This is a genomic window from Bacteroides sp. (genome assembly GCF_030151085.1).
Classification (GTDB): domain Bacteria; phylum Bacteroidota; class Bacteroidia; order Bacteroidales; family Bacteroidaceae; genus Bacteroides.
The window spans coordinates 51332-72576 of sequence record NZ_JASLER010000054.1 but is presented as its reverse complement, the minus strand read 5'-3'; the positions used below and the strand labels follow the sequence as shown (position 1 = coordinate 72576).

The 21245-nt window shown below is 40.0% G+C and carries 18 protein-coding genes and 1 rRNA gene; 16 read left to right on the top strand and 3 right to left on the bottom strand.

Features of this window, described 5'->3' with window-relative positions; translation table 11 throughout:
- From rrf to Q1W14_RS10720, 8 genes are all read left to right on the top strand, one after another.
- Window positions 1-104 (top strand): 5S ribosomal RNA (gene rrf / locus Q1W14_RS10755); the annotation flags it as partial.
- Between the two features lie 183 nt (window positions 105-287).
- Window positions 288-872 (top strand): DUF177 domain-containing protein, encoded by a 585-nt coding sequence (locus Q1W14_RS10750; RefSeq protein WP_300701404.1) that lies wholly within the window; start codon window positions 288-290, stop codon window positions 870-872.
- Window positions 873-885: 13 nt separating this feature from the next.
- Window positions 886-1071, top strand: coding sequence for a 50S ribosomal protein L32 (rpmF, locus tag Q1W14_RS10745; RefSeq protein ID WP_004296852.1), 186 nt, complete (start codon window positions 886-888; stop codon window positions 1069-1071).
- Between the two features lie 124 nt (window positions 1072-1195).
- The gene (locus Q1W14_RS10740; protein ID WP_300701403.1) at window positions 1196-2200 is read left to right on the top strand and encodes a beta-ketoacyl-ACP synthase III; all 1005 of its coding nucleotides are present in this window, start codon (window positions 1196-1198) and stop codon (window positions 2198-2200) included.
- Window positions 2201-2307: 107 nt separating this feature from the next.
- The gene (gene era, locus Q1W14_RS10735) at window positions 2308-3189 is read left to right on the top strand and encodes a GTPase Era (RefSeq protein WP_300701402.1); all 882 of its coding nucleotides are present in this window, start codon (window positions 2308-2310) and stop codon (window positions 3187-3189) included.
- Window positions 3190-3237: 48 nt separating this feature from the next.
- Window positions 3238-4551, top strand: coding sequence for a ribosome biogenesis GTPase Der (gene der, locus Q1W14_RS10730; protein ID WP_300701401.1), 1314 nt, complete (start codon window positions 3238-3240; stop codon window positions 4549-4551).
- Window positions 4552-4702: 151 nt separating this feature from the next.
- Window positions 4703-6904 (top strand): tetratricopeptide repeat protein, encoded by a 2202-nt coding sequence (locus Q1W14_RS10725; RefSeq protein WP_300701400.1) that lies wholly within the window; start codon window positions 4703-4705, stop codon window positions 6902-6904.
- 5 nt (window positions 6905-6909) lie between these two features.
- Window positions 6910-7563 (top strand): response regulator transcription factor, encoded by a 654-nt coding sequence (locus Q1W14_RS10720; RefSeq protein WP_300701399.1) that lies wholly within the window; start codon window positions 6910-6912, stop codon window positions 7561-7563.
- 230 nt (window positions 7564-7793) lie between these two features.
- Here Q1W14_RS10720 and Q1W14_RS10715 read toward each other — a convergent pair whose 3' ends face one another.
- Together Q1W14_RS10715 and Q1W14_RS10710 are read right to left on the bottom strand one after the other, a co-directional pair.
- Window positions 7794-8564 (bottom strand): ABC transporter ATP-binding protein, encoded by a 771-nt coding sequence (locus Q1W14_RS10715; RefSeq protein WP_300701398.1) that lies wholly within the window; start codon window positions 8562-8564, stop codon window positions 7794-7796.
- On the bottom strand, window positions 8561-9304 hold the full coding sequence (locus Q1W14_RS10710) for an ABC transporter permease (RefSeq protein ID WP_294594146.1): 744 nt from the start codon (window positions 9302-9304) through the stop codon (window positions 8561-8563). Before Q1W14_RS10710 ends, Q1W14_RS10715 begins: the two co-directional genes overlap by 4 nt.
- 75 nt (window positions 9305-9379) lie before the next feature.
- On the opposite strand from Q1W14_RS10710, the gene lptB reads away from it, so the two are divergent.
- Window positions 9380-10135: an LPS export ABC transporter ATP-binding protein gene (lptB, locus tag Q1W14_RS10705; RefSeq protein WP_300701397.1), complete on the top strand. Its 756-nt coding sequence runs from the start codon at window positions 9380-9382 to the stop codon at window positions 10133-10135.
- A 65-nt stretch (window positions 10136-10200) separates the two neighbouring features.
- On the opposite strand, the gene Q1W14_RS10700 is transcribed toward lptB, so the two are convergent.
- Complete coding sequence (locus Q1W14_RS10700) at window positions 10201-10449, bottom strand: RNA-binding protein (RefSeq protein ID WP_300701396.1); 249 nt, start codon at window positions 10447-10449, stop codon at window positions 10201-10203.
- Between the two features lie 878 nt (window positions 10450-11327).
- On the opposite strand from Q1W14_RS10700, the gene tig reads away from it, so the two are divergent.
- The 7 genes from tig to Q1W14_RS10665 all read left to right on the top strand — a co-directional run bounded on the left by tig (window position 11328) and on the right by Q1W14_RS10665 (window position 21238).
- Entirely contained in the window at window positions 11328-12683 is a 1356-nt protein-coding gene (tig, locus tag Q1W14_RS10695) for a trigger factor (protein ID WP_300701395.1), read from the top strand.
- 134 nt (window positions 12684-12817) lie between these two features.
- Entirely contained in the window at window positions 12818-13480 is a 663-nt protein-coding gene (gene clpP / locus Q1W14_RS10690; RefSeq protein ID WP_300701394.1) for an ATP-dependent Clp endopeptidase proteolytic subunit ClpP, read from the top strand.
- Between the two features lie 2 nt (window positions 13481-13482).
- A complete protein-coding gene (gene clpX / locus Q1W14_RS10685) occupies window positions 13483-14727 on the top strand; it encodes an ATP-dependent Clp protease ATP-binding subunit ClpX (protein ID WP_300701393.1) in 1245 nt (414 codons plus the stop codon).
- A gap of 173 nt (window positions 14728-14900) precedes the next feature.
- Window positions 14901-17084, top strand: a complete 2184-nt coding sequence (gene recQ / locus Q1W14_RS10680; RefSeq protein ID WP_300701392.1) for a DNA helicase RecQ — start codon at window positions 14901-14903, stop codon at window positions 17082-17084.
- Between the two features lie 105 nt (window positions 17085-17189).
- Window positions 17190-18665: an IMP dehydrogenase gene (gene guaB, locus Q1W14_RS10675; protein ID WP_300701391.1), complete on the top strand. Its 1476-nt coding sequence runs from the start codon at window positions 17190-17192 to the stop codon at window positions 18663-18665.
- Between the two features lie 124 nt (window positions 18666-18789).
- The gene (locus Q1W14_RS10670) at window positions 18790-20334 is read left to right on the top strand and encodes a peptidylprolyl isomerase (RefSeq protein WP_300701390.1); all 1545 of its coding nucleotides are present in this window, start codon (window positions 18790-18792) and stop codon (window positions 20332-20334) included.
- A gap of 58 nt (window positions 20335-20392) precedes the next feature.
- Window positions 20393-21238 (top strand): peptidyl-prolyl cis-trans isomerase, encoded by an 846-nt coding sequence (locus Q1W14_RS10665; protein ID WP_300701389.1) that lies wholly within the window; start codon window positions 20393-20395, stop codon window positions 21236-21238.
- Window positions 21239-21245: the final 7 nt, after the last annotated feature.

The following is a 21245-nucleotide window of genomic DNA, read 5'->3' as shown; positions in this document are numbered from 1 at the left end:
ACTATAGCACCGGGGTTCCACCTCTTCCCATTCCGAACAGAGAAGTTAAGCCCGGTCACGCCGATGGTACTGCGTAACAGTGGGAGAGTAGGTAGTCGCCGTTTTTGAAGAGAAGCCCTTGTATCCATGATACAGGGGCTTCTTGCGTTTGAACAACTACGTAAAACTTTACATTAAGTAATGATATTAGGGTGAAATCGATATAAAAAAGTGAAGTTTTTATCATAAATGCTACATAATGAGGATAATTATTCGTATCTTTGTCGCCCGAATAAACAAAAGAAGCTTTGGGAAAGTTTGATAAATACAAAATTGATTTGAAAGGTATGCAGGAAGATTCATGTAAATATGAGTTTGTTCTGGATAATCTTTTTTTTGCCAACATCGATGGCCCGGAAGTACAGAAGGGAAAAGTGAATGTGGTATTGGTTGTAAAGAAAACATCTCGTGCTTTCGAATTGAACTTCCAGACCGACGGGATTGTATGGGTACCATGTGACCGTTGTTTGGACGATATGGAACAGCCGGTCAGTTCGACTGACAAGTTGCTGGTTAAGTTTGGCCATGAATATGCCGAAGAAGGAGATAATCTCATTGTCATTCCTGAAGAGGAAGGAGAAATTAACGTAGCATGGTTCATATACGAGTTTATTGCTTTGGCGATCCCTATGAAGCATGTACATGCTCCGGGTAAGTGCAACAAGGCGATGAGCAGTAAGTTGAACAAGCATATCCGTACGACTCCGGATGATGATGATATGGCGGAGGATTCTTTTGCTCCTGAAGAAGAATCAGGGTTGGCTAATGAAGAAATGGAAACGCCGGTTGATCCGCGTTGGGACGAATTAAAGAAAATATTAGATAACAATTAAAGATTAGAAAAAAATGGCACATCCTAAGAGAAGACAGTCAAGTACGAGACAAGCTAAGAGAAGAACTCATGATAAAGCAGTAGCTCCTACATTGGCTATTTGCCCGAATTGCGGTGAATGGCATGTATATCATACTGTATGTGGCGCATGTGGTTACTACAGAGGTAAACTTGCAATTGAAAAAGAAGCTGCTGTTTAATTACGGCTGGTTTTGACTAAAACTTATACTTGAATATCGGGTGTCTAAGAAGATTTGTATAGAGAATAAACAAACCTTTTTAGACTACCGTTGTTTAAGTGATCTATAAGTAAACAACATTTTAATGGAAAAAATTAATGCAGTAATTACAGGAGTCGGTGGGTATGTACCTGATTACATCTTGACGAATGATGAAATCTCAAAGATGGTAGATACCAACGATGAATGGATTATGACCCGTATCGGAGTAAAGGAAAGGCATATCCTGAATGAAGAAGGCTTAGGAACTTCGTATATGGCACGTAAAGCCGCAAAGCAGCTGATGCAACGTACAGGTTCTAAACCGGAAGATATTGACTTGGTAATTGTCGCTACTTCTACTCCTGACTACCAATTTCCCTCTATTGCATCTATATTGTGTGACAAACTTAGTCTTAAGAACGCTTTTGCATTTGATTTGTCTGCTGCTTGCTGTGGATTCCTTTATCTGATGGAGACAGCTGCGAACTTTATCCGTTCAGGACGATACAAGAAAGTCATTATTGTAGGTGCAGACAAAATGTCGTCGATTACGAACTATAGTGATCGTGCTACTTGTCCGATTTTCGGTGATGGTGCTGCGGCATTTATGTTAGAACCCACTACAGAAGATTTAGGTATCATAGATTCTATGTTGAGAACGGATGGTAAAGGGTTACCTTTCTTACATTTGAAGGCTGGTGGTTCGGTTTGTCCTCCTTCTTATTTTACGGTGGATAACCACATGCATTATCTTTATCAAGAAGGACGTACAGTATTTAAATATGCTGTTTCTAATATGTCGGATATTAGTGCTGCTATTGCAGAGAAAAATGGTCTGACTAAAGATAGCATTGACTGGGTAATCCCACATCAGGCAAATCTTCGCATCATCGATGCAGTGGCACATCGCCTGGAAGTTCCTCATGAAAAAGTACTAATTAACATAGAACATTATGGTAATACAAGTGCTGCGACACTTCCACTTTGCATTTGGGATTTTGAAGAAAAATTGAAGAAAGGTGATAATCTTATCTTTACGGCATTCGGCGCCGGATTTACTTGGGGAGCCGTTTACGTGAAGTGGGGATATGACGGAAAGAAACAGTAACTGTAAATCCCTGAATACGAATTGCAATTACTAAACATATACTCTAAAGAAACGCATCCTATTTCGATTCGATGCGTTTTTTTGTCTCAACTCAAAACGCTAAAGTTATGCATAAAGCAGGTTTTGTAAATATCGTGGGTAATCCGAATGTGGGTAAATCCACCTTGATGAATGCTTTGGTTGGTGAGCGAATTTCCATCGCTACTTTCAAGGCACAGACTACCCGTCATCGTATTATGGGTATTTATAATACGGATGATATGCAAATTGTGTTTTCGGATACCCCGGGTGTCCTGAAGCCAAATTATAAGTTGCAGGAATCTATGCTGAATTTTTCGACTTCGGCATTGACGGATGCAGATGTGCTGCTTTATGTTACTGATGTGGTTGAAACTCCTGATAAGCACAATGATTTTGTGGAGAAGGTAGCCCAAATGGAAGTACCTGTATTGCTGCTTATCAATAAGATAGATTTGACTAATCAGGAGAAACTGGTAGAACTGGTAGAAGCATGGAAAGAGTTGTTGCCTAAAGCGGAAATAGTACCTATTTCTGCTACAACGAGATTCAATGTGGACTATGTCATGAAGCGGATAAAGGAGCTTTTACCTGATTCGCCGCCTTATTTTGACAAAGACCAGTGGACGGACAAACCGGCACGTTTTTTTGTGACCGAGATTATCCGTGAAAAGATTCTGCTATATTACGATAAGGAGATTCCTTATTCGGTAGAGGTAGTGGTGGAGCAATTTAAAGAAGAAGCGAAGAAGATACATATTAATGCTGTTATCTATGTAGAACGTGATTCGCAGAAAGGTATTATAATCGGTAAACAAGGGAAAGCTTTAAAGAAAGTTGCAACCGAGGCACGCCGGGAATTAGAAAAGTTCTTCGGGAAAACTATTTTTCTGGAGACGTTTGTGAAAGTTGATAAAGATTGGCGCAGTTCGGATAAAGAATTGCGTAGCTTTGGTTATCAACTGGATTAAGAGTTATTCATACGACTGTGATAGTCGCAAAAACAAAGAGTGTGAACTATGGGAAATTTAGTTGCAATTGTAGGACGCCCCAATGTGGGAAAGTCTACGTTATTTAACCGTCTGACTAAAACGCGTCAGGCTATTGTAAACGAAGAAGCAGGAACCACCCGTGACCGTCAATACGGTAAAAGCGAATGGTTAGGGCGTGAGTTCTCGGTAGTAGATACCGGTGGCTGGGTAGTGAATTCGGATGATATATTCGAAGAAGAGATACGAAAACAAGTACTGATGGCTTTAGATGAAGCCGATGTCATACTATTTGTTGTAGATGTGATGAACGGTGTGACTGACTTGGATGAACAGGTAGCTACCATTTTGCGCCGTTCCAAAAAGCCTGTATTGTTGATTGCAAATAAGACAGATAATAATGAACTGCAATACAATGCCCCTGAGTTCTATCGTTTGGGGTTGGGCGATCCTTATTGTGTTTCGGCGGTCACAGGTAGTGGTACAGGAGATATGATGGATCTTATTGTCAGTGCGTTTAAAAAAGAAACCGATGAAATATTAGATGAGGATATTCCTCGTTTTGCTGTGGTAGGTCGTCCTAATGCCGGTAAATCTTCTATTGTAAATGCATTTATAGGCGAAGATCGCAATATTGTTACTGAGATTGCAGGAACTACTCGTGACTCGATTTATACCCGTTATAATAAATTCGGTTTTGATTTCTATCTGGTAGATACGGCAGGTATTCGTAAGAAGAATAAGGTCAGCGAAGATTTGGAATATTATTCTGTTATTCGCTCTATTCGTTCCATTGAAAATGCGGATGTGTGTATTCTGATGGTAGATGCAACGCGAGGTATCGAAAGCCAGGATTTGAATATTTTCTCTTTGATCCAAAAGAATGAAAAAGGTTTGGTAGTGGTTGTTAATAAATGGGATTTGGTCGAGGATAAGACGGCAAAGGTGATGAAGACCTTTGAGGATGCTATCCGTAATCGTTTTGCTCCATTTGTAGACTTTCCTATCATCTTTGCTTCTGCCCTGACAAAGCAGCGTATCTTGAAGGTTTTGGAAGAAGCTCGTAGCGTATATGAAAACCGTATGACTCGCATTCCTACTGCTCGTTTGAATGAGGAGATGCTTCCACTCATCGAGGCTTATCCGCCTCCTGCGATCAAAGGGAAATATATCAAGATAAAATATATTACGCAATTACCAAATACACGTGTCCCGTCGTTCGTATATTTCGCAAATCTTCCACAATATGTGAAAGAGCCGTATAAACGCTTTTTAGAGAATAAAATGCGTGAAAAATGGAATTTGACAGGAACACCGATAAATATTTATATTCGGCAGAAGTGATAACCCATTTCTGCTTTTAATATTATACAGAAAAGACCGATTTGGCGACAAATCGGTCTTTTCTTTTTTGTATGTATAAAGAAATATAAATGAAGAGTAGGTTTGTATAAATATTATAAGTATTTTTGTCTATGAATTAAACTTTACATAAATGAAGCGGGCGGAAACTATTTGGGTGCTTTTGTTGTGTTTACAGATACCTTATCTTCAGGCTCAGGAGGCTGATGAACTTTCTGTATTGCGCCAAAAAGCTGCAACTGATAAGAATTTGAAAGCATATTCGGAGGTATGCCATTACCTCTATGAGAAAGAAGAAAGCCCTGAATTATTATCTTTATATGCCGATACTATCCGGCAACTAGGAGTTTCTACCAAATCTTCTGATTGCTTTATTGAATACTACCTTTGGAAGAGCGAAGCTTGTTTTATCCGAGGAGAGTATGAGAATGGATATACTTTGAAACGTAAAGCTATTACTTTAGCCGAAAAGATAGGGAGGAAAAGTTATATCGCTGACTGCTCAAGTGATATGGGATATTATTTCAATGTGGATATGCAATATGACTCTGCACGTTACTACTTTAAAAAAGGAATGGCTGCTGCGGATAATATGCCAGGAGCTGCCGATAAATATAGAACAATGCTGACCAATTACGCAAGTTCTTTCCTATATGAAGGTAAAACCGACTCTGCCTTAGTTTATACACTTCGGGCAGCTGAACGTTCTACAGCAGATAAGGATACTGCTATGCTGATAGAGAATCTGAATCAATTGGGAACAATTTATCGCCGGAAGAAGAATTTAGATAAATGCATTGAAAATTTTGAAAAAGCACTCTCCTTATGTGAAACGCAGAAAAATTATAGAATAGCAGCCTATATTTATGGAAACATAGCTACTGCTTATTGTGACTGGAGTCGCCCCAAAGATGCCATCCCTTTTTCTGAAAAAGCGTTGGAATATGCTAAAAAAATGGGAAATAGACAGATGGAAGGTATATGTTATGTAAATCTGGGAGCTATTCAGTGTAATATGTCTAATACTAGAACTGCGGGAATTGCCACTTTACTGAAGGCTATACCCATCCTGGAAGAAGGTAATAACCGCCGGCGATTATGTGAAGCCTATGACTATCTGGTGAACGCATGCCGCCAGATGAAACAGCTTGAGGTAGCGAAGGAATACTTAGGTAAAATGGATAAACTAGTTGGGGAACTTAAAACTGATGTAGAACATTATCGTTATTATAGGGTAAAATCAGCTGTGCTAGAAGACGATCGACAATATGCGGAAGCTACAGTTTATTATCTCCGCATGATAAATATGTTGGAGAATGGCTATCAAGATGCCAGGGATTATGAGCGCTATTTGCATTTGGCTAAATGCTATAAAGCTATGCATAAAGATGAAAAAGCCTATCACTATCTGAATAAGGCTTATGCACTTCGTGAATCGTTATTTCAGACCGAGAAAACAAAGCAGCTTTCTGATTACTCAGTGAAGTATCGGACTGCAGAAAAAGAATTGGAAATTATTCGTTTACAGCAAAAAGATCTGGAGTTGAAGGCTGAATTGGTGAAGCGTCGTATTATATTTGGTACTGCTTTAGCATTGCTGATAATAGTATTGCTTGTATTACTATTTGCGCGCCAACGTCAGAAAGCTCGTTTAGCCGTTTTAGCCAAGGTTGCGGGTGATAAGGAGCGGGAATTCATGGAGCTACAGAAGGAAACGGAACTAAGGTTGACACGTAATTATATTGATGGATTGGAAAGCGAGCGGCATCGTATGGCAACAGAACTTCACGATGATGTTTGCAATAATCTATTAGCACTTGAAATGGATGTTCGGTCGTTACCCAAGGAAGAAGGCGGAGCTGGGAGCGAACAATTACGGCAACTGGAATCCATCAGACTACGGTTAAGGAGCATGTCACATGAATTGATGCCTCCGGCTTTCCAGTATGCTACGATAGATGAGATGTTGTCTGACTATGTGCAACATCTGCCTTTGCCGTCGGGTATGCAGGTTGAGTATTTGTCGACCAAAGAGGTGAACTGGCAAGTGATTCCACAAGAAATAGGTTTTGAAATCTATCGTATTGTGCAAGAAGCAGTAAGTAACACATTGAAATATGCGTATGCCTCCTGCCTGCATGTTAGCTTGTCATTGGAAGAAAAGCAACTTTCGGTGCAGGTGATTGATGATGGTAGAGGTTTTGAAGTAAATAAGAAGACCAATGGTATTGGATTGCGTACTATTCAGCAACGTGCAGATGCGATTGGGGCAAAGGTTGAGATTGATAGTAGGATAGGAAATGGAACTCATTTAAAAGTAACGGTTCTCGTGTAGACACTATGGAAAAAAGGTTAAAAGCAGAAATGCTGGTGGTAGATGATCACAGCTTAATCCTTGAAGGTATTTGCAGATTAGTGGGTAAAATACCGGAAGTAGTTGTGGCTAACGCTGTGACTTCAGGTAAGGAAGCAGCTGAATTGATTGCTGAACGCGATTATGATATATATATTCTGGATGTGGGGCTTCCTGATATTTCGGGCTTTGACTTAATCACCCAAATCCGTGAACTGAATGAGAATGCACGGATCATCGTAAATACCATGCACGAGGAAATATGGATTGTGAATCAGCTGGCACAAAGTGGAGTAAATGCCATTATACTAAAAAGCTCCACTGTTTCAGAATTGGTGAATGCCATACGCAGTGTATTGCAGGGAGAATCGTATACTTGTCCTCGTTTTGCCTCTATTTACGAGAAGCTGCATCGGAATTCATTTGAGATCTTACCGAAAGAAGGGCCTACACGCCGGGAAAAAGACGTTTTGCAAGCGGTTGCCAAAGGGTTAAATACCCATGAAATAGCGAAATTGTTAAATATATCAGAAAATACAGTAGAAACTTTTCGTAAGCGTTTGATTAATAAATTTGATGCAAAGAATGCCATAGATATGGTAATGAAGGCTCTTGCGCAAGGGTGGATTGTTGTAGAATAATTCACAAAAGTAAGGTTTGTCACGGTTTTCCGTTATTTTTTTATTGAACTGTTTTACTTAACTTTGCGGAGTAATTGAAATTGTGCTTTGTATTTCTGTATGATTTATAGAGACAATCAAACTATATCGTGATGATATAAATCAATTTATTAACTGGTTTTATGAGAATGGAGCATCCGGAACAATTGTTTCGGATGCTTCTTTTTAGGGGGTAAGAAGGTTTTGAATTATTAGCCTTCGATGTTTTGTATTTCTACTTCTTTCACTTTCCTGAATAACTCGGAGGCGAAGATGAAGCTATTCAACCGTTCGTTGGTGCTGGTGAAGATATCGTTTTTGCTGCCTTCCCACTCTTTACGTCCTTCGTAGATGTAGATGATTTTCTCACCAATACCCATTACGGAGTTCATGTCATGGGTGTTGATAAGTGTGGTCATGTTGTATTCACGAGTGATATCTTGTATCAACTCGTCAATAACGAGTGATGTCTTGGGGTCTAAACCGGAGTTCGGTTCATCACAGAACAAATATTGAGGATTCAACGCAATGGCGCGCGCTATGGCTACACGCTTCTGCATACCTCCACTGATTTCACCCGGAAATTTATCTTTGGCTTCGGTCAAGTTTACGCGTTCCAGGCAGAACATGGCACGGCGGGTACGGTCGCGCAAGGTGTCATTGCTGAACATGTTCAGAGGGAACATAACGTTGTCCAATACCGACATGGAGTCGAATAGGGCAGCGCTTTGGAAAATCATCCCCATTTCGCGCCGTAATGCCTTCTTTTCCTTCTTGCCCATGGCGAGGAAGTTACGATGGTCGTATAGTAACTCTCCTTTTTCGGGAGTCAGCAGGCCGACGATACATTTCATAAGTACCGTCTTTCCCGAACCGCTTTGGCCGATAATAAGGTTGGTTTTTCCGTTCTCGAAAGTGGCATTGATATCTTTCAACACTTCTTTCTCTTCAAATGATTTGCAAAGTCCAATTAGTTCGATCATCCCATTAATAGTTTAGTTAATATAAGGTCGGCAAATAAGATGAGCACGCTACTGCACACTACTGAATCAGTAGATGCTTTACCTACCTCGATGGAACCTCCTTCGACTGTATAGCCAAAGTAAGCCGATACGCTGGCGATAATGAAAGCAAAGAAAAGTGACTTGATGATGCCACACCAAATAAACCATTCCACAAACATATATTGCAAACCATATTCCAAATCTACCGCCGTCATAATGCCTCCGAACCAACACGTGCAAAAGGCGCCTATGATGCCCGCGAATATACTGAACGTTACCATCAACGGAATGGTTGATACCATCGCGACAATTTTAGGTAAAATCAGGTAATTCGCAGAATTGACTCCCATTATTTCAAGGGCATCTATTTGCTGCGTTACGCGCATGGTGCCCAGTTCGGAAGCAATATTGGAACCGACTTTTCCTGCCAGAATCAAGCACATGATGGAAGACGAAAATTCCAGTAACATAATTTCACGGGTCACATATCCCACTGTCCAGCGGGGCATGAAAGGGCTTTCAATGTTCAGCTTGATTTGTATGGTGATAACGGCTCCGATGAAAAATGATATCAACAACACAATGCCGATAGAATTTACGCCGAGCTGTTCCAACTCATTTACATATTGCCGGAAAAACATACGCATACGTTCGGGGCGGGCGAAAACACGTCCCATAAGCATGATATATTTACCGACTGTTCTAAGTGCTTTAATCATAACTCGTAAGTATTTGTCTGCAAATGTACATCATTTCGGCTTATTTTGCTACATTTGCGGCAAAATAACGCAAGTATGGAAGAAAGCAAAATGGTGCTTCGCACGGAAGATTTGGTGAAAAAGTACGGAAAGCGTACGGTAGTGAGCCATGTCTCTATCGATGTGAAGCAAGGGGAAATTGTTGGTTTGCTGGGCCCTAACGGTGCCGGTAAGACGACTTCGTTCTACATGACCGTTGGTTTGATTACTCCGAATGAAGGGCGTATCTTCTTGGATGATTTGGAGATTACAAACTATCCGGTATACAAGCGTGCACAGACCGGCATCGGCTATTTGGCACAGGAAGCCTCTGTGTTCCGCCAGATGAGTGTGGAAGATAATATCGCATCTGTGTTGGAGATGACCGATAAACCGTTGGAGTACCAGAAAGATAAGTTGGAGAGTTTGATAGCTGAATTCCGTTTGCAGAAAGTGCGCAAAAATAACGGTAATCAATTATCGGGTGGTGAACGTCGTCGTACGGAGATTGCCCGTTGCCTTGCTATCGACCCTAAGTTCATCATGCTTGACGAACCTTTTGCCGGAGTAGACCCTATCGCTGTAGAAGATATCCAGCAGATTGTATGGAAACTGAAAGATCGGAATATCGGAATTCTAATTACGGACCATAATGTGCAGGAGACACTAAGTATTACCGATCGTGCTTATCTGCTGTTCGAAGGAAAGATCTTATTTCAAGGCACACCTGAAGAACTGGCTGAAAATAAAATAGTACGTGAGAAGTATTTGAGTAATAGCTTCGTATTACGTCGCAAAGAATTTATGAAGTAATGATTAGAAAATAAAAAAGACCGCCATGAGCGGTCTTTTTTATTTTTCTCCTTTAATCTATATGATTAAAATTTCGGAGGTCTTGCTTCTTTCACTACCATTTGGCGTCCGAAGAATTCTGCGCCGTCAAGTTCTGAAATTACTTTAGCTGCTGCTTCGCCGTCTTCCATTTCAACGAATGCAATACCTCTGAAACGTTTTGTTTCGCGGTCAGTGATAAATTTGATAGAAGATACAGGTGCGTATTCTTCCATAACCTTCTGCAGGTCGCTTTCCTTAACACGGTAGTTAAGGTTTCCAACATAAATGTTCATAATGAAAAATGTAAAATAAATAAATGAATAAAACTCTCTTGGAACGATGGCTAAATAATAAAAAGATCACTACGACAGAGAGTTTACAAAAGCGTTTTGAAAACGGCAGTAAAAACCATGCAACGGAAATCGAGAAACTAATGCGCCATTATTCCGCAACAAAGAAACATATAAAATTCGGATAAATGATACTTTTTCGCAATTATTTTTATTTTTTCTCTATACTCAAACAGAATTGATTTGCGAAAAGCCTGTAAGGCATGAACTGGAATGTTTTCTAGACAAAAGAACAGAAGAACAAAAAAGGAGATGAGGGTGAACTGAAGGCAATAGTCAATAAGATCAGTTACATTAGGAGAAGACGTCCTTTACCTCATAGAATCACATTCTTTACACTATGGAGTAAAGGTGTTTACACTACGAGGTAACGACCGTTACACTATTAGGTAAAGATCGTTACATGCTGGAGTAACGTGTTTTACATTAGTGCGTGATAAATGTGTAAATAGAATGTGTTGGTAATTAAGTATATAGAACGAAAGTTCCCACTATAGGAAAGCATCGTAATAGCCATTGGCTTAACTCCTCTAACTCCTAACGGAGTGATAACTCTTTTAACTCCTAAAAAATAAGAGAAAGCAAAGCCTAAAACCAGATAATCCTTATATTATAGAATTACTATTCTCTCAGAGTGCCCCGGACGTTTTTATTTTTATAGATGGACAATTGTACGTTAATAAAAGTTTAGGAATCATTCCCCTGTTGTCTGGAAAGAAATAAATCTGCAATGTTTTTTGATAATTGAAAGAATAACGCTAATTTTGCACCCTCGTTTGAGAATGTGGAATATAGTATAAATCAAATAAATAATTGTCAGAATGAACGTTTCATTACAAAACATTGACAAAGTAAGCGCATTGCTTACTGTAAAACTTGAGAAAGCAGACTATCAGGAACAAGTAGACAAGTCGTTGAAGAACTTCCGTCAAAAAGCACAGGTTCCCGGATTCCGTAAAGGTATGGTACCGATGAGTCTGGTTAAGAAAATGTATGGTAAATCTGTATTGGCAGAAGAAGTAAACAAACTCCTTTCAGATTCAGTATATAAGTATATCCAAGATAATAAAATCGAAATTTTGGGTGAGCCTCTGCCTAACGAAGATAAGCAAACTGCAATTGACTTCGATACAATGGAAGAGTTTGAATTCCTGTTCGATATTGCTTTGGCTCCTGAGTTCAAAGCTGAAGTAACTGACAAAGATAAAGTAGATTACTACACTATTGAAGTTTCCGATGAAATGGTAGACAATCAGGTGAAGGCTTATACTCAACGTACTGGTAAGTATGACCAAGTAGATGTATACGCTGACAATGATATGCTGAAAGGTCTGCTTGCCGAACTTGATGAAAACGGTAATACTAAAGAAGGTGGCATTCAGGTAGAAGGTGCTGTTATGATGCCTGCTTACATGAAGAACGACGAACAGAAAGCTATTTTTGCCGGTGCAAAGGTAAACGATGTACTCGTGTTCAATCCTAGTGCTGCATGGGATGGCAATGCTACAGAATTATCTTCATTGTTGAAGATTGAAAAAGAAGCTGCTGCTGATATGAAGTCTAATTTCAGCTTCCAGGTTGAAGAAATTACTCGTTTTGTTGCGGGTGACTTGAATCAGGAAATCTTCAACCAGGTATTGGGTGAAGGTGTAGTAAACAATGAAGCAGATTTCCGTGCTAAAGTAAAAGAAATCATTGCCGCTCAGTTTGTTGCTGACAGCGATTATAAATTCCTTATCGACTTGCGCAAGGTTTTGACTGACAAGATCGGTAAATTGGAATTCCCGGATGCTTTGCTGAAGCGTATTATGCGTCTGAACAATCCTGAAAAGGACGAGAAGTTTGTTGATGACAACTACGACAAGAGCATTGAAGAACTGACTTGGCATCTGATTAAAGAGCAGTTGGTGAAAATCAATGATATCAAGGTAGAACAAGAAGACATCATGAACATGGCTAAGGAAGCAACTCGTGCTCAGTTTGCACAATACGGCATGATGAGTGTTCCTGATGATATCTTGGAAAACTATTCAAAGGAAATGTTGAAAAAGAAAGAGAGCATCGAAGGTTTGGTAAACCGTGTTGTTGAAGCTAAATTGGCTGCTGCACTGAAGCCTCAAGTGAAATTGGAGAATAAATCCATTTCAATGGAAGAGTTTAATAAGATGTTTGCATAAGATTTTGTCTGAAAAGACTTATTTTTATAAAGAAACACAGAGTTTGACAAACTATAACTCTGTGTTTTTTTGTGTCTCTGTGTTCTTTTTTGTTTCTTTGTAACCACAATCTATAAAACTAAAAGAATAAAAATATGGATGATTTCAGAAAATACGCTACCAAGCATTTAGGTATGAATAGCTTGATGCTGGACGATGTGATTAAATCACAAGCCGGGTATTTAAATCCCTATATCCTAGAGGAACGCCAACTCAATGTTACACAGCTGGATGTATTCTCACGCCTGATGATGGACCGTATCATTTTTTTGGGTACGCAGATCGATGATTATACTGCCAATACATTGCAAGCACAGCTTCTGTATTTGGATTCAGTAGATCCGGGTAAGGATATCTCTATCTATATCAACTCACCGGGTGGCTCGGTATATGCCGGACTAGGTATTTATGATACCATGCAGTTTATCAGTAGCAATGTTGCTACTATCTGCACAGGTATAGCAGCCAGTATGGCAGCTGTATTATTGGTGTCGGGTGCCGAAGGCAAACGTTCTGCATTGACCCATTCACGTGTAATGATACATCAACCGATGGGAGGTGCGCAAGGGCAAGCTTCGGATATCGAAATTACTGCGCGTGAAATCCAGAAATTAAAGAAAGAACTTTATACCATTATTGCCGATCATTCTCATACTGATTTTGATAAAGTATGGGCTGATTCTGACCGCGACTATTGGATGACTGCCCAGGAAGCCAAAGAATATGGTATGGTAGACGAAGTGTTGATTAAAAAATAAATATGGCAGATTCAAGAAAAACAAAAAATAGATGCAGTTTCTGCGGACGCTCCGAAGATGAAGTCGGCTTTCTCATTACGGGAATGAACGGCTACATCTGCGACAGTTGCGCTACCCAAGCATACGAGATTACTCAGGAAGCTATGGGAGGTGCAAAGAAAGGTGGTGCCAAAAAACTGAATCTGAAAGAACTTCCTAAGCCTGTAGAGATTAAGAATTTCCTTGATCAATATGTTATCGGTCAGGAGGATGCCAAGCGTTTTCTGGCTGTGTCCGTGTACAACCATTACAAGCGTCTGTTACAAAAGGATGGTGGAGATGATGTGGAAATAGAAAAATCCAATATCATTATGGTAGGTAGCACCGGTACAGGGAAAACATTGCTTGCCCGCACTATAGCCAAACTGCTTCACGTTCCTTTTACTATTGTAGATGCAACTGTGTTGACTGAAGCCGGATATGTGGGCGAAGATATTGAAAGCATCCTGACTCGTTTGTTACAAGTAGCCGACTACAATGTTGCCGAAGCCGAACAAGGCATTGTCTTTATTGATGAAATAGACAAAATTGCCCGCAAAGGTGACAATCCTTCAATTACCCGTGACGTAAGCGGTGAAGGTGTACAGCAAGGTTTGCTGAAACTATTGGAAGGTTCCGTTGTGAATGTACCACCTCAGGGTGGACGTAAACACCCCGATCAAAAGATGATTCCGGTAAACACCAAGAATATTCTGTTTGTCTGCGGAGGTGCTTTTGATGGCATTGAAAAGAAGATCGCTCAACGACTCAATACGCATGTGGTAGGCTATAGTGCAGTACGTAATACGGCTACTATCGACAAAACTAATATGATGCAGTACATTGCCCCGCAAGATTTGAAAGCATTCGGACTAATTCCTGAAATAATCGGTCGTCTTCCGGTGTTGACTTATCTTAATCCGTTGGATCGTGATGCTTTGCGCGCTATTCTTACGGAACCAAAGAACTCTATCATCAAGCAATATATCAAGTTGTTCGATATGGATGGAGTGAAGCTTACTTTTGAAGATGCTGTTTTTGAATATATCGTAGATAAAGCCGTCGAATACAAGTTGGGTGCCCGCGGATTACGTTCCATTGTGGAGACAATAATGATGGATGTAATGTTTGAAATCCCGTCCGAACAGAAAAATAGTTATGTGGTGACGTTGGATTATGCAAAACAACAACTTGAGAAGGCAAACATGGCGAGACTTCAAAGTGCTTAAAATCAAAAGGTAATACTTAGTAAAACCGACTTTTTTACTTTTATTGAAAAATATTCGGCGTATTATGCTTGAAATTTAAGAAGTTGTTTATAACTTTGTTAGAGTTCTCCATAAGAATGAATGCTGAAAAGCGCACTTTTAAGATAACCCTATAAACAACAACCTAATGAATCATGGCAGGGAAGAAGAATAATTTGACAGACCAGCTGAAGAAATACTTCGGGTTCGATAAATTTAAAGGAAATCAGGAAGCGATTATCCAAAACATGTTGGACGGTAACGATACTTTTGTATTGATGCCTACCGGTGGAGGAAAATCATTATGCTACCAGTTCCCCTCCTTATTAATGGAGGGCACAGCCATTGTGATTTCTCCTTTGATTGCATTGATGAAAAATCAAGTCGATGCGATGCGGAACTTCAGTGAAGAAGATGGTGTGGCACATTTCATAAACTCTTCTCTTAATAAAGGCGCGATAGATCAAGTTAAATCTGATATTGTCAATGGCAAGACAAAGCTGCTTTATGTAGCTCCTGAGTCGTTGACAAAAGATGAAAATGTTGATTTCCTGAAAACAGTAAAGATCTCTTTCTATGCTGTAGACGAAGCTCATTGTATCTCGGAATGGGGACATGACTTCCGTCCGGAATATCGCCGGATTCGCCCCATAATCAATGAAATAGGAAAAGCCCCACTGATAGCGTTGACTGCGACTGCTACTCCTAAAGTGCAGCATGATATCCAGAAAAATCTGGGTATGGTGGATGCGCAAGTGTACAAGTCGTCGTTCAATCGTCCGAACCTCTATTATGAGGTACGACCTAAAACTACAAACGTAGATAGGGACATCATTAAGTTCATCAAAAACAATAACGAGAAATCAGGTATTATTTATTGCCTGAGTCGTAAGAAAGTTGAGGAACTTGCTGAAATCTTACAGGCTAACGGTATCAATGCCCGTGCATATCATGCTGGAATGGATTCGGCTACACGAACACAAAATCAAGATGATTTCTTGATGGAAAAAATAGATGTGATTGTGGCGACTATTGCTTTTGGTATGGGTATCGATAAGCCCGATGTGCGTTTTGTGATCCATTATGATATCCCCAAAAGTCTTGAAGGATATTATCAGGAGACCGGACGTGCCGGAAGAGATGGAGGAGAAGGGCAGTGTATTACTTTTTATACCAATAAGGACTTGCAGAAGCTCGAAAAATTTATGCAAGGCAAACCTGTAGCAGAACAGGAAATAGGCAAGCAGCTTCTGTTGGAGACCGCTGCGTATGCCGAATCTTCCGTGTGTCGCCGAAAGACTTTACTTCATTATTTCGGTGAAGAATACACAGAAGAAAATTGTGGTAATTGTGACAACTGTTTAAATCCCAAAAAACAAGTGGAAGCTCAAGAATTATTGTGTACCGTGATTGAAGCTATTCTAGCGGTGAAAGAAAATTTTAAAGCGGATTATATAATAGACATTATACAAGGTAAAGAAACCTCAGAAGTACAGGCACATCTGCATGAAGATCTTGAAGTGTTTGGCTCTGGTATGGGCGAAGAAGACAAAACATGGAATGCTGTTATTCGTCAAGCTCTTATAGGTGGTTATCTGAGTAAAGATGTTGAAAACTATGGCTTGCTGAAGGTTACGGAAGACGGTAAGAAATTTCTGAAACATCCGAAATCCTTTAAGATTACAGAAGATAATGACTTCGAGGAAGTAGAAGAAGAAGCACCGGCACGCGGGGGCGGAGCTTGTGCGGTAGATCCGGCACTTTATTCTATGCTAAAAGATTTGCGTAAAAAGCTGTCTAAGAAGTTGGAGGTGCCTCCTTATGTAATTTTCCAGGATCCTTCCTTAGAAGCAATGGCTACTATATATCCTATTACATTAGATGAATTGCAGAATATTCCGGGTGTCGGAGCCGGTAAGGCAAAACGTTACGGCGAAGAATTCTGTAAACTTATCAAACGCCATTGCGAAGAAAATGAAATAGAACGTCCCGAAGATTTGCGTGTACGCACGGTAGCTAATAAGTCTAAGATGAAAGTAGCCATTATTCAGGCTATCGACCGCAAAGTTGCGTTAGATGATATTGCTATGTCAAAGGGTATTGAGTTTGATGATCTGCTGGATGAAATAGAAGCCATCGTTTTTTCGGGAACCAAATTGAATATTGACTACTTCTTGGAAGATATTATGGATGAAGATCACATGCTTGATATCTACGATTACTTCAAGGAGTCTACTACCGATAAAGTTGATGATGCGCTGGATGAATTAGGTGATGATTTCACCGATGAAGAAGTACGTCTGGTACGTATCAAGTTCATCTCTGAAATGGCGAACTAACTCGGTTCTTTCGTTTAAAAAAAGAAAAAAAATATTGCGTGCAGATATACAGAATGGAATAAAAACCGTATATTTGCACGCAATAAATTTTAAACGCATAACCCTATGTCATTTATTGCTGATAAGATTGTAATGGATGGGTTGACGTACGACGACGTATTGTTGATTCCTGCTTATTCTGAAGTCTTGCCCAAAACTGTCGCACTTACGACAAAGTTTTCACGAAACATTGAGTTAAAAATCCCGTTTGTAACTGCTGCTATGGATACGGTTACCGAAGCGAAAATGGCTATTGCCATTGCTCGTGAAGGTGGTATCGGTGTGATACACAAGAATATGTCTATTGAAGAACAGGCACGTCAAGTAGCTATTGTAAAGCGTGCAGAAAACGGAATGATTTATGATCCGGTGACCATAAAGAGAGGTTCTACTGTTAAGGATGCATTGGACTTAATGGCCGAATACAGAATTGGTGGCATTCCCGTGGTAGATGATGAAAGATACTTGGTGGGTATTGTTACCAATCGTGACCTTCGTTTCGAGAAGGATATGGATAAGCATATTGATGATGTAATGACAAAGGAAAATATCATCACTACCAATCAGACTACCGATATGGAAGCTGTTTCTCAGATTTTGCAGGAACATCGTATTGAAAAGCTTCCGGTAGTAGATAAGGAAGGAAAATTGGTAGGATTGATTACTTACAAAGATATTACGAAAGCGAAGGATAAACCGATGGCATGCAAAGATTCTAAAGGTCGTTTGCGTGTTGCTGCTGGTGTAGGTGTGACTGCTGACACATTGGACCGTATGCAGGCTTTGGTGGATGCCGGGGCAGATGCTATTGTCATTGATACAGCTCATGGACATTCTCTTTCTGTAATAGAGAAATTGAAAGAGGCAAAGAAACGCTTTCCAAATATTGATATAGTTGTTGGCAATATTGCAACAGGTGAAGCTGCAAAAGCATTAGCCGAAGCTGGAGCTGATGGAGTGAAAGTTGGTATTGGTCCGGGTTCTATTTGCACGACCCGCGTTGTAGCAGGAGTAGGTGTACCTCAATTATCTGCGGTTTATGATGTGGCAAAAGCATTAAAAGGAACAGATGTTCCATTGATCGCTGATGGTGGATTGCGCTATTCCGGTGATGTAGTAAAAGCATTGGCTGCCGGTGGTTACAGTGTAATGATTGGTTCATTGGTTGCCGGAACAGAAGAGTCTCCTGGAGATACAATTATTTTCAACGGTCGTAAGTTTAAATCTTATCGTGGTATGGGCTCTTTGGAAGCAATGGAAAATGGTTCTAAAGACCGTTATTTCCAAAGTGGAACAAACGATGTGAAGAAATTGGTTCCGGAAGGTATTGCAGCTCGTGTTCCTTATAAAGGCACCTTATATGAAGTTATTTTCCAGTTGGTTGGCGGTTTGCGTGCTGGTATGGGTTACTGCGGTGCTGCTGATATTGAAAAATTACATGAAGCCAAGTTCACTCGCATAACAAATGCCGGTGTATTGGAAAGCCATCCTCATGATGTAGCTATTACAAGCGAGGCTCCTAATTACAGTCGTCCTGAATAGTGTAGTTAAAAAAGAAGATATATGCCCGGAAAGTATAAATGCTTTCCGGGCATTTTTATATCTTTGGAGTCGCAAAATGAGGAGTTTACTTCTATCCATTGTTTTGCTTTTATAAAAAGCGATTATGATAAGACAAATATTGACTTACGTTTTTCTTTGCTTTAGTTTCATTGCCGTTGCTCAGCAAGATCCGGTATTGATGCGCATAAATGGAAAAGAGGTGCTCCGCTCTGAGTTTGAATATCTCTATAATAAGAATAATAAGCTTGCGGGGCTTAGTCAGAAGACTCCGAAAGAGTATGCTGATTTGTTTGTAAACTCAAAGTTGAAAGTTGAAGCAGCTGAAGCTGCGGGCATCGATACTACTCGGGCTTTTCAGGCTCGGTTAGACGCATTTCGAAATCGGTTGACTGAATCTTACTTGACTGATGGAGAAACTACCGAGCAAATAGCTCGCCGAAATTATGATAAAATGAAAGCCGACAAACGATTGGATCAAGTGTTTGTAAGTCATATTTATAAATCTCTCCCGCAAAATATTTTAGGTGGAAAATTACGTCAGGTGGAAGCTAAAATGGATTCCATTTATGCGGTACTTATGAAAGGTGGTGGAGGTGCAAACTTTGATACTTTCGTTGAGAAATTTTCTGATGAGAAGGAGACGTTTTGGGTGGGCAGGTTAGGAATGCCAACCGAATTTGAAGATGTGGTTTTTAGTTTGCAAACCGGAGAGATCTCCCGCCCATTTTTTACGCCGCAGGGTATTCATATTGTAAAGGTATTAAAAAAGAGGGAAACACCTCCTTTTGAAGAAGTGAAGGATGAAATAATTCGTCGGCAAATAGGACGTCATGGTATGGACCAGGGAACTGAAGTATTGGTCGAAAAGCTTAAAAAGGAGTATGATTATAGTCCTGATAAGGTTGCAGTGGATGAACTTATTTCTAAAGGTCAGACTTCCCGTATTTTATTCACTTTGGCAAACAAAGCATATACAGGAAAAGAATTTGCCCGATTTGCTACTGCTCATCCCGCAGGAGTGCGTCGCCAGTTGAATGACTTTGTCATGAAATCGGTACTGGATTATGCAAAAAAACATTTGGAAAAGAAGCAACCTGAATTTCGTTTACAGGTGCAAGAGTATCGTGATGGCCTCTTACAGAATGAAATCAATAATCGTGAAGTCAAAAGTAAGATGAACGAAAGTGGATTAAAATCTTATTTTGATGAACACCGATCAGATTACCATTGGAAAGAATCGAGATATAAAGGTGTTGTGTTACATTGTATAAGTAAGCGTGTAGCAAAACAAGCACGTAAATTCCTGAAACATTTGCCTGAAATAGAATGGTTGAATGCTATTCGCTTGACATTTAATGCTGAAGCTACTCCGCAAATTCAGGCTGAGGCTGGCTTGTTCTCTTCTGGTGATAATGCGTTTGTTGATGATTTGGTTTTTAAAACAAAGACTTCCACTCCTCTGATGTCGTTTCCCTTTACCGTTGTAATGGGCAAAAAAGTGAAAGGTCCCGATGATTATAAAGCAGTGGGTGAACAACTACTTTCCGACTATCAGAGCTATCTGGAACAGCGTTGGGAAACTGGTTTACGTGCTTCTAGTAAGGTTGAAATTAACCAAGAGGTTTTAAAAACAGTTAATAATCACTGATGCAACCAATTAAAGCACTATCTTCGTACCTTGAAATAAAGTAAAATATCAGTAGCTGATGCGAACAACCTGCTTTGGGCTTTTATTTATTCTTCTCTGTATGGCCTGTGGTCAACGACAAGACGACCATAAGGGACAGATCCCATTAGTGGAGTTAGACGGAAATTACCTTTATCGGGAAGATTTGCAGGCAGTACTACCTGCGGATTTATCGAAAGATGACAGTTTACTGTTTGCCGAACATTACATTCGCAATTGGGTAGAAGATATTTTGCTGTATGACAAAGCCCAAAGCAATATACCCAATAATACTGAAATAGAGAAGCTTGTAGAGAATTATCGTAAAGCGTTGATAATGCATACTTATCAACAAGCTTTGATACATCAACGTCTTTCAGAAGAGATCTCAGAAGAGGAGTTGAAGGACTACTATGAAAAGAATCAGACGCTTTTCAAAGTAGAACGTCCGCTGATGAAAGGGCTATTTATCAAAGTTCCGCTGACGGCTCCGCAATTAGCTAATGTTCGTCGTTGGTACAAGACCGAGACCCAAGAAGCGGTAGAACATTTGGAGAAATATAGTTTGCAGAATGCTGTGAAATATGAATATTTCTACGATAAATGGGTGCCGGTTTCCGAAATTCTGGATTTAATACCGTTGAAAACGCCTGATGCGGAGGATTACTTGGATAAGAACCGCCGCGTAGAGTTGAAAGATACGGCTTATTATTATTTCCTGAATATAAGCGATTATCGTCCGATGGGCGAACAGGAGCCATACGAATTTGCCCGTACACAAGTAAAGGATATCTTGCTGAACATGAAGCAAGTGGACTTTATGAAGCAGGTAAAAGATGATTTATATCAACGTGCAGTGAAAAGAGACAAAATTAAGTATTATTAGTATAAGA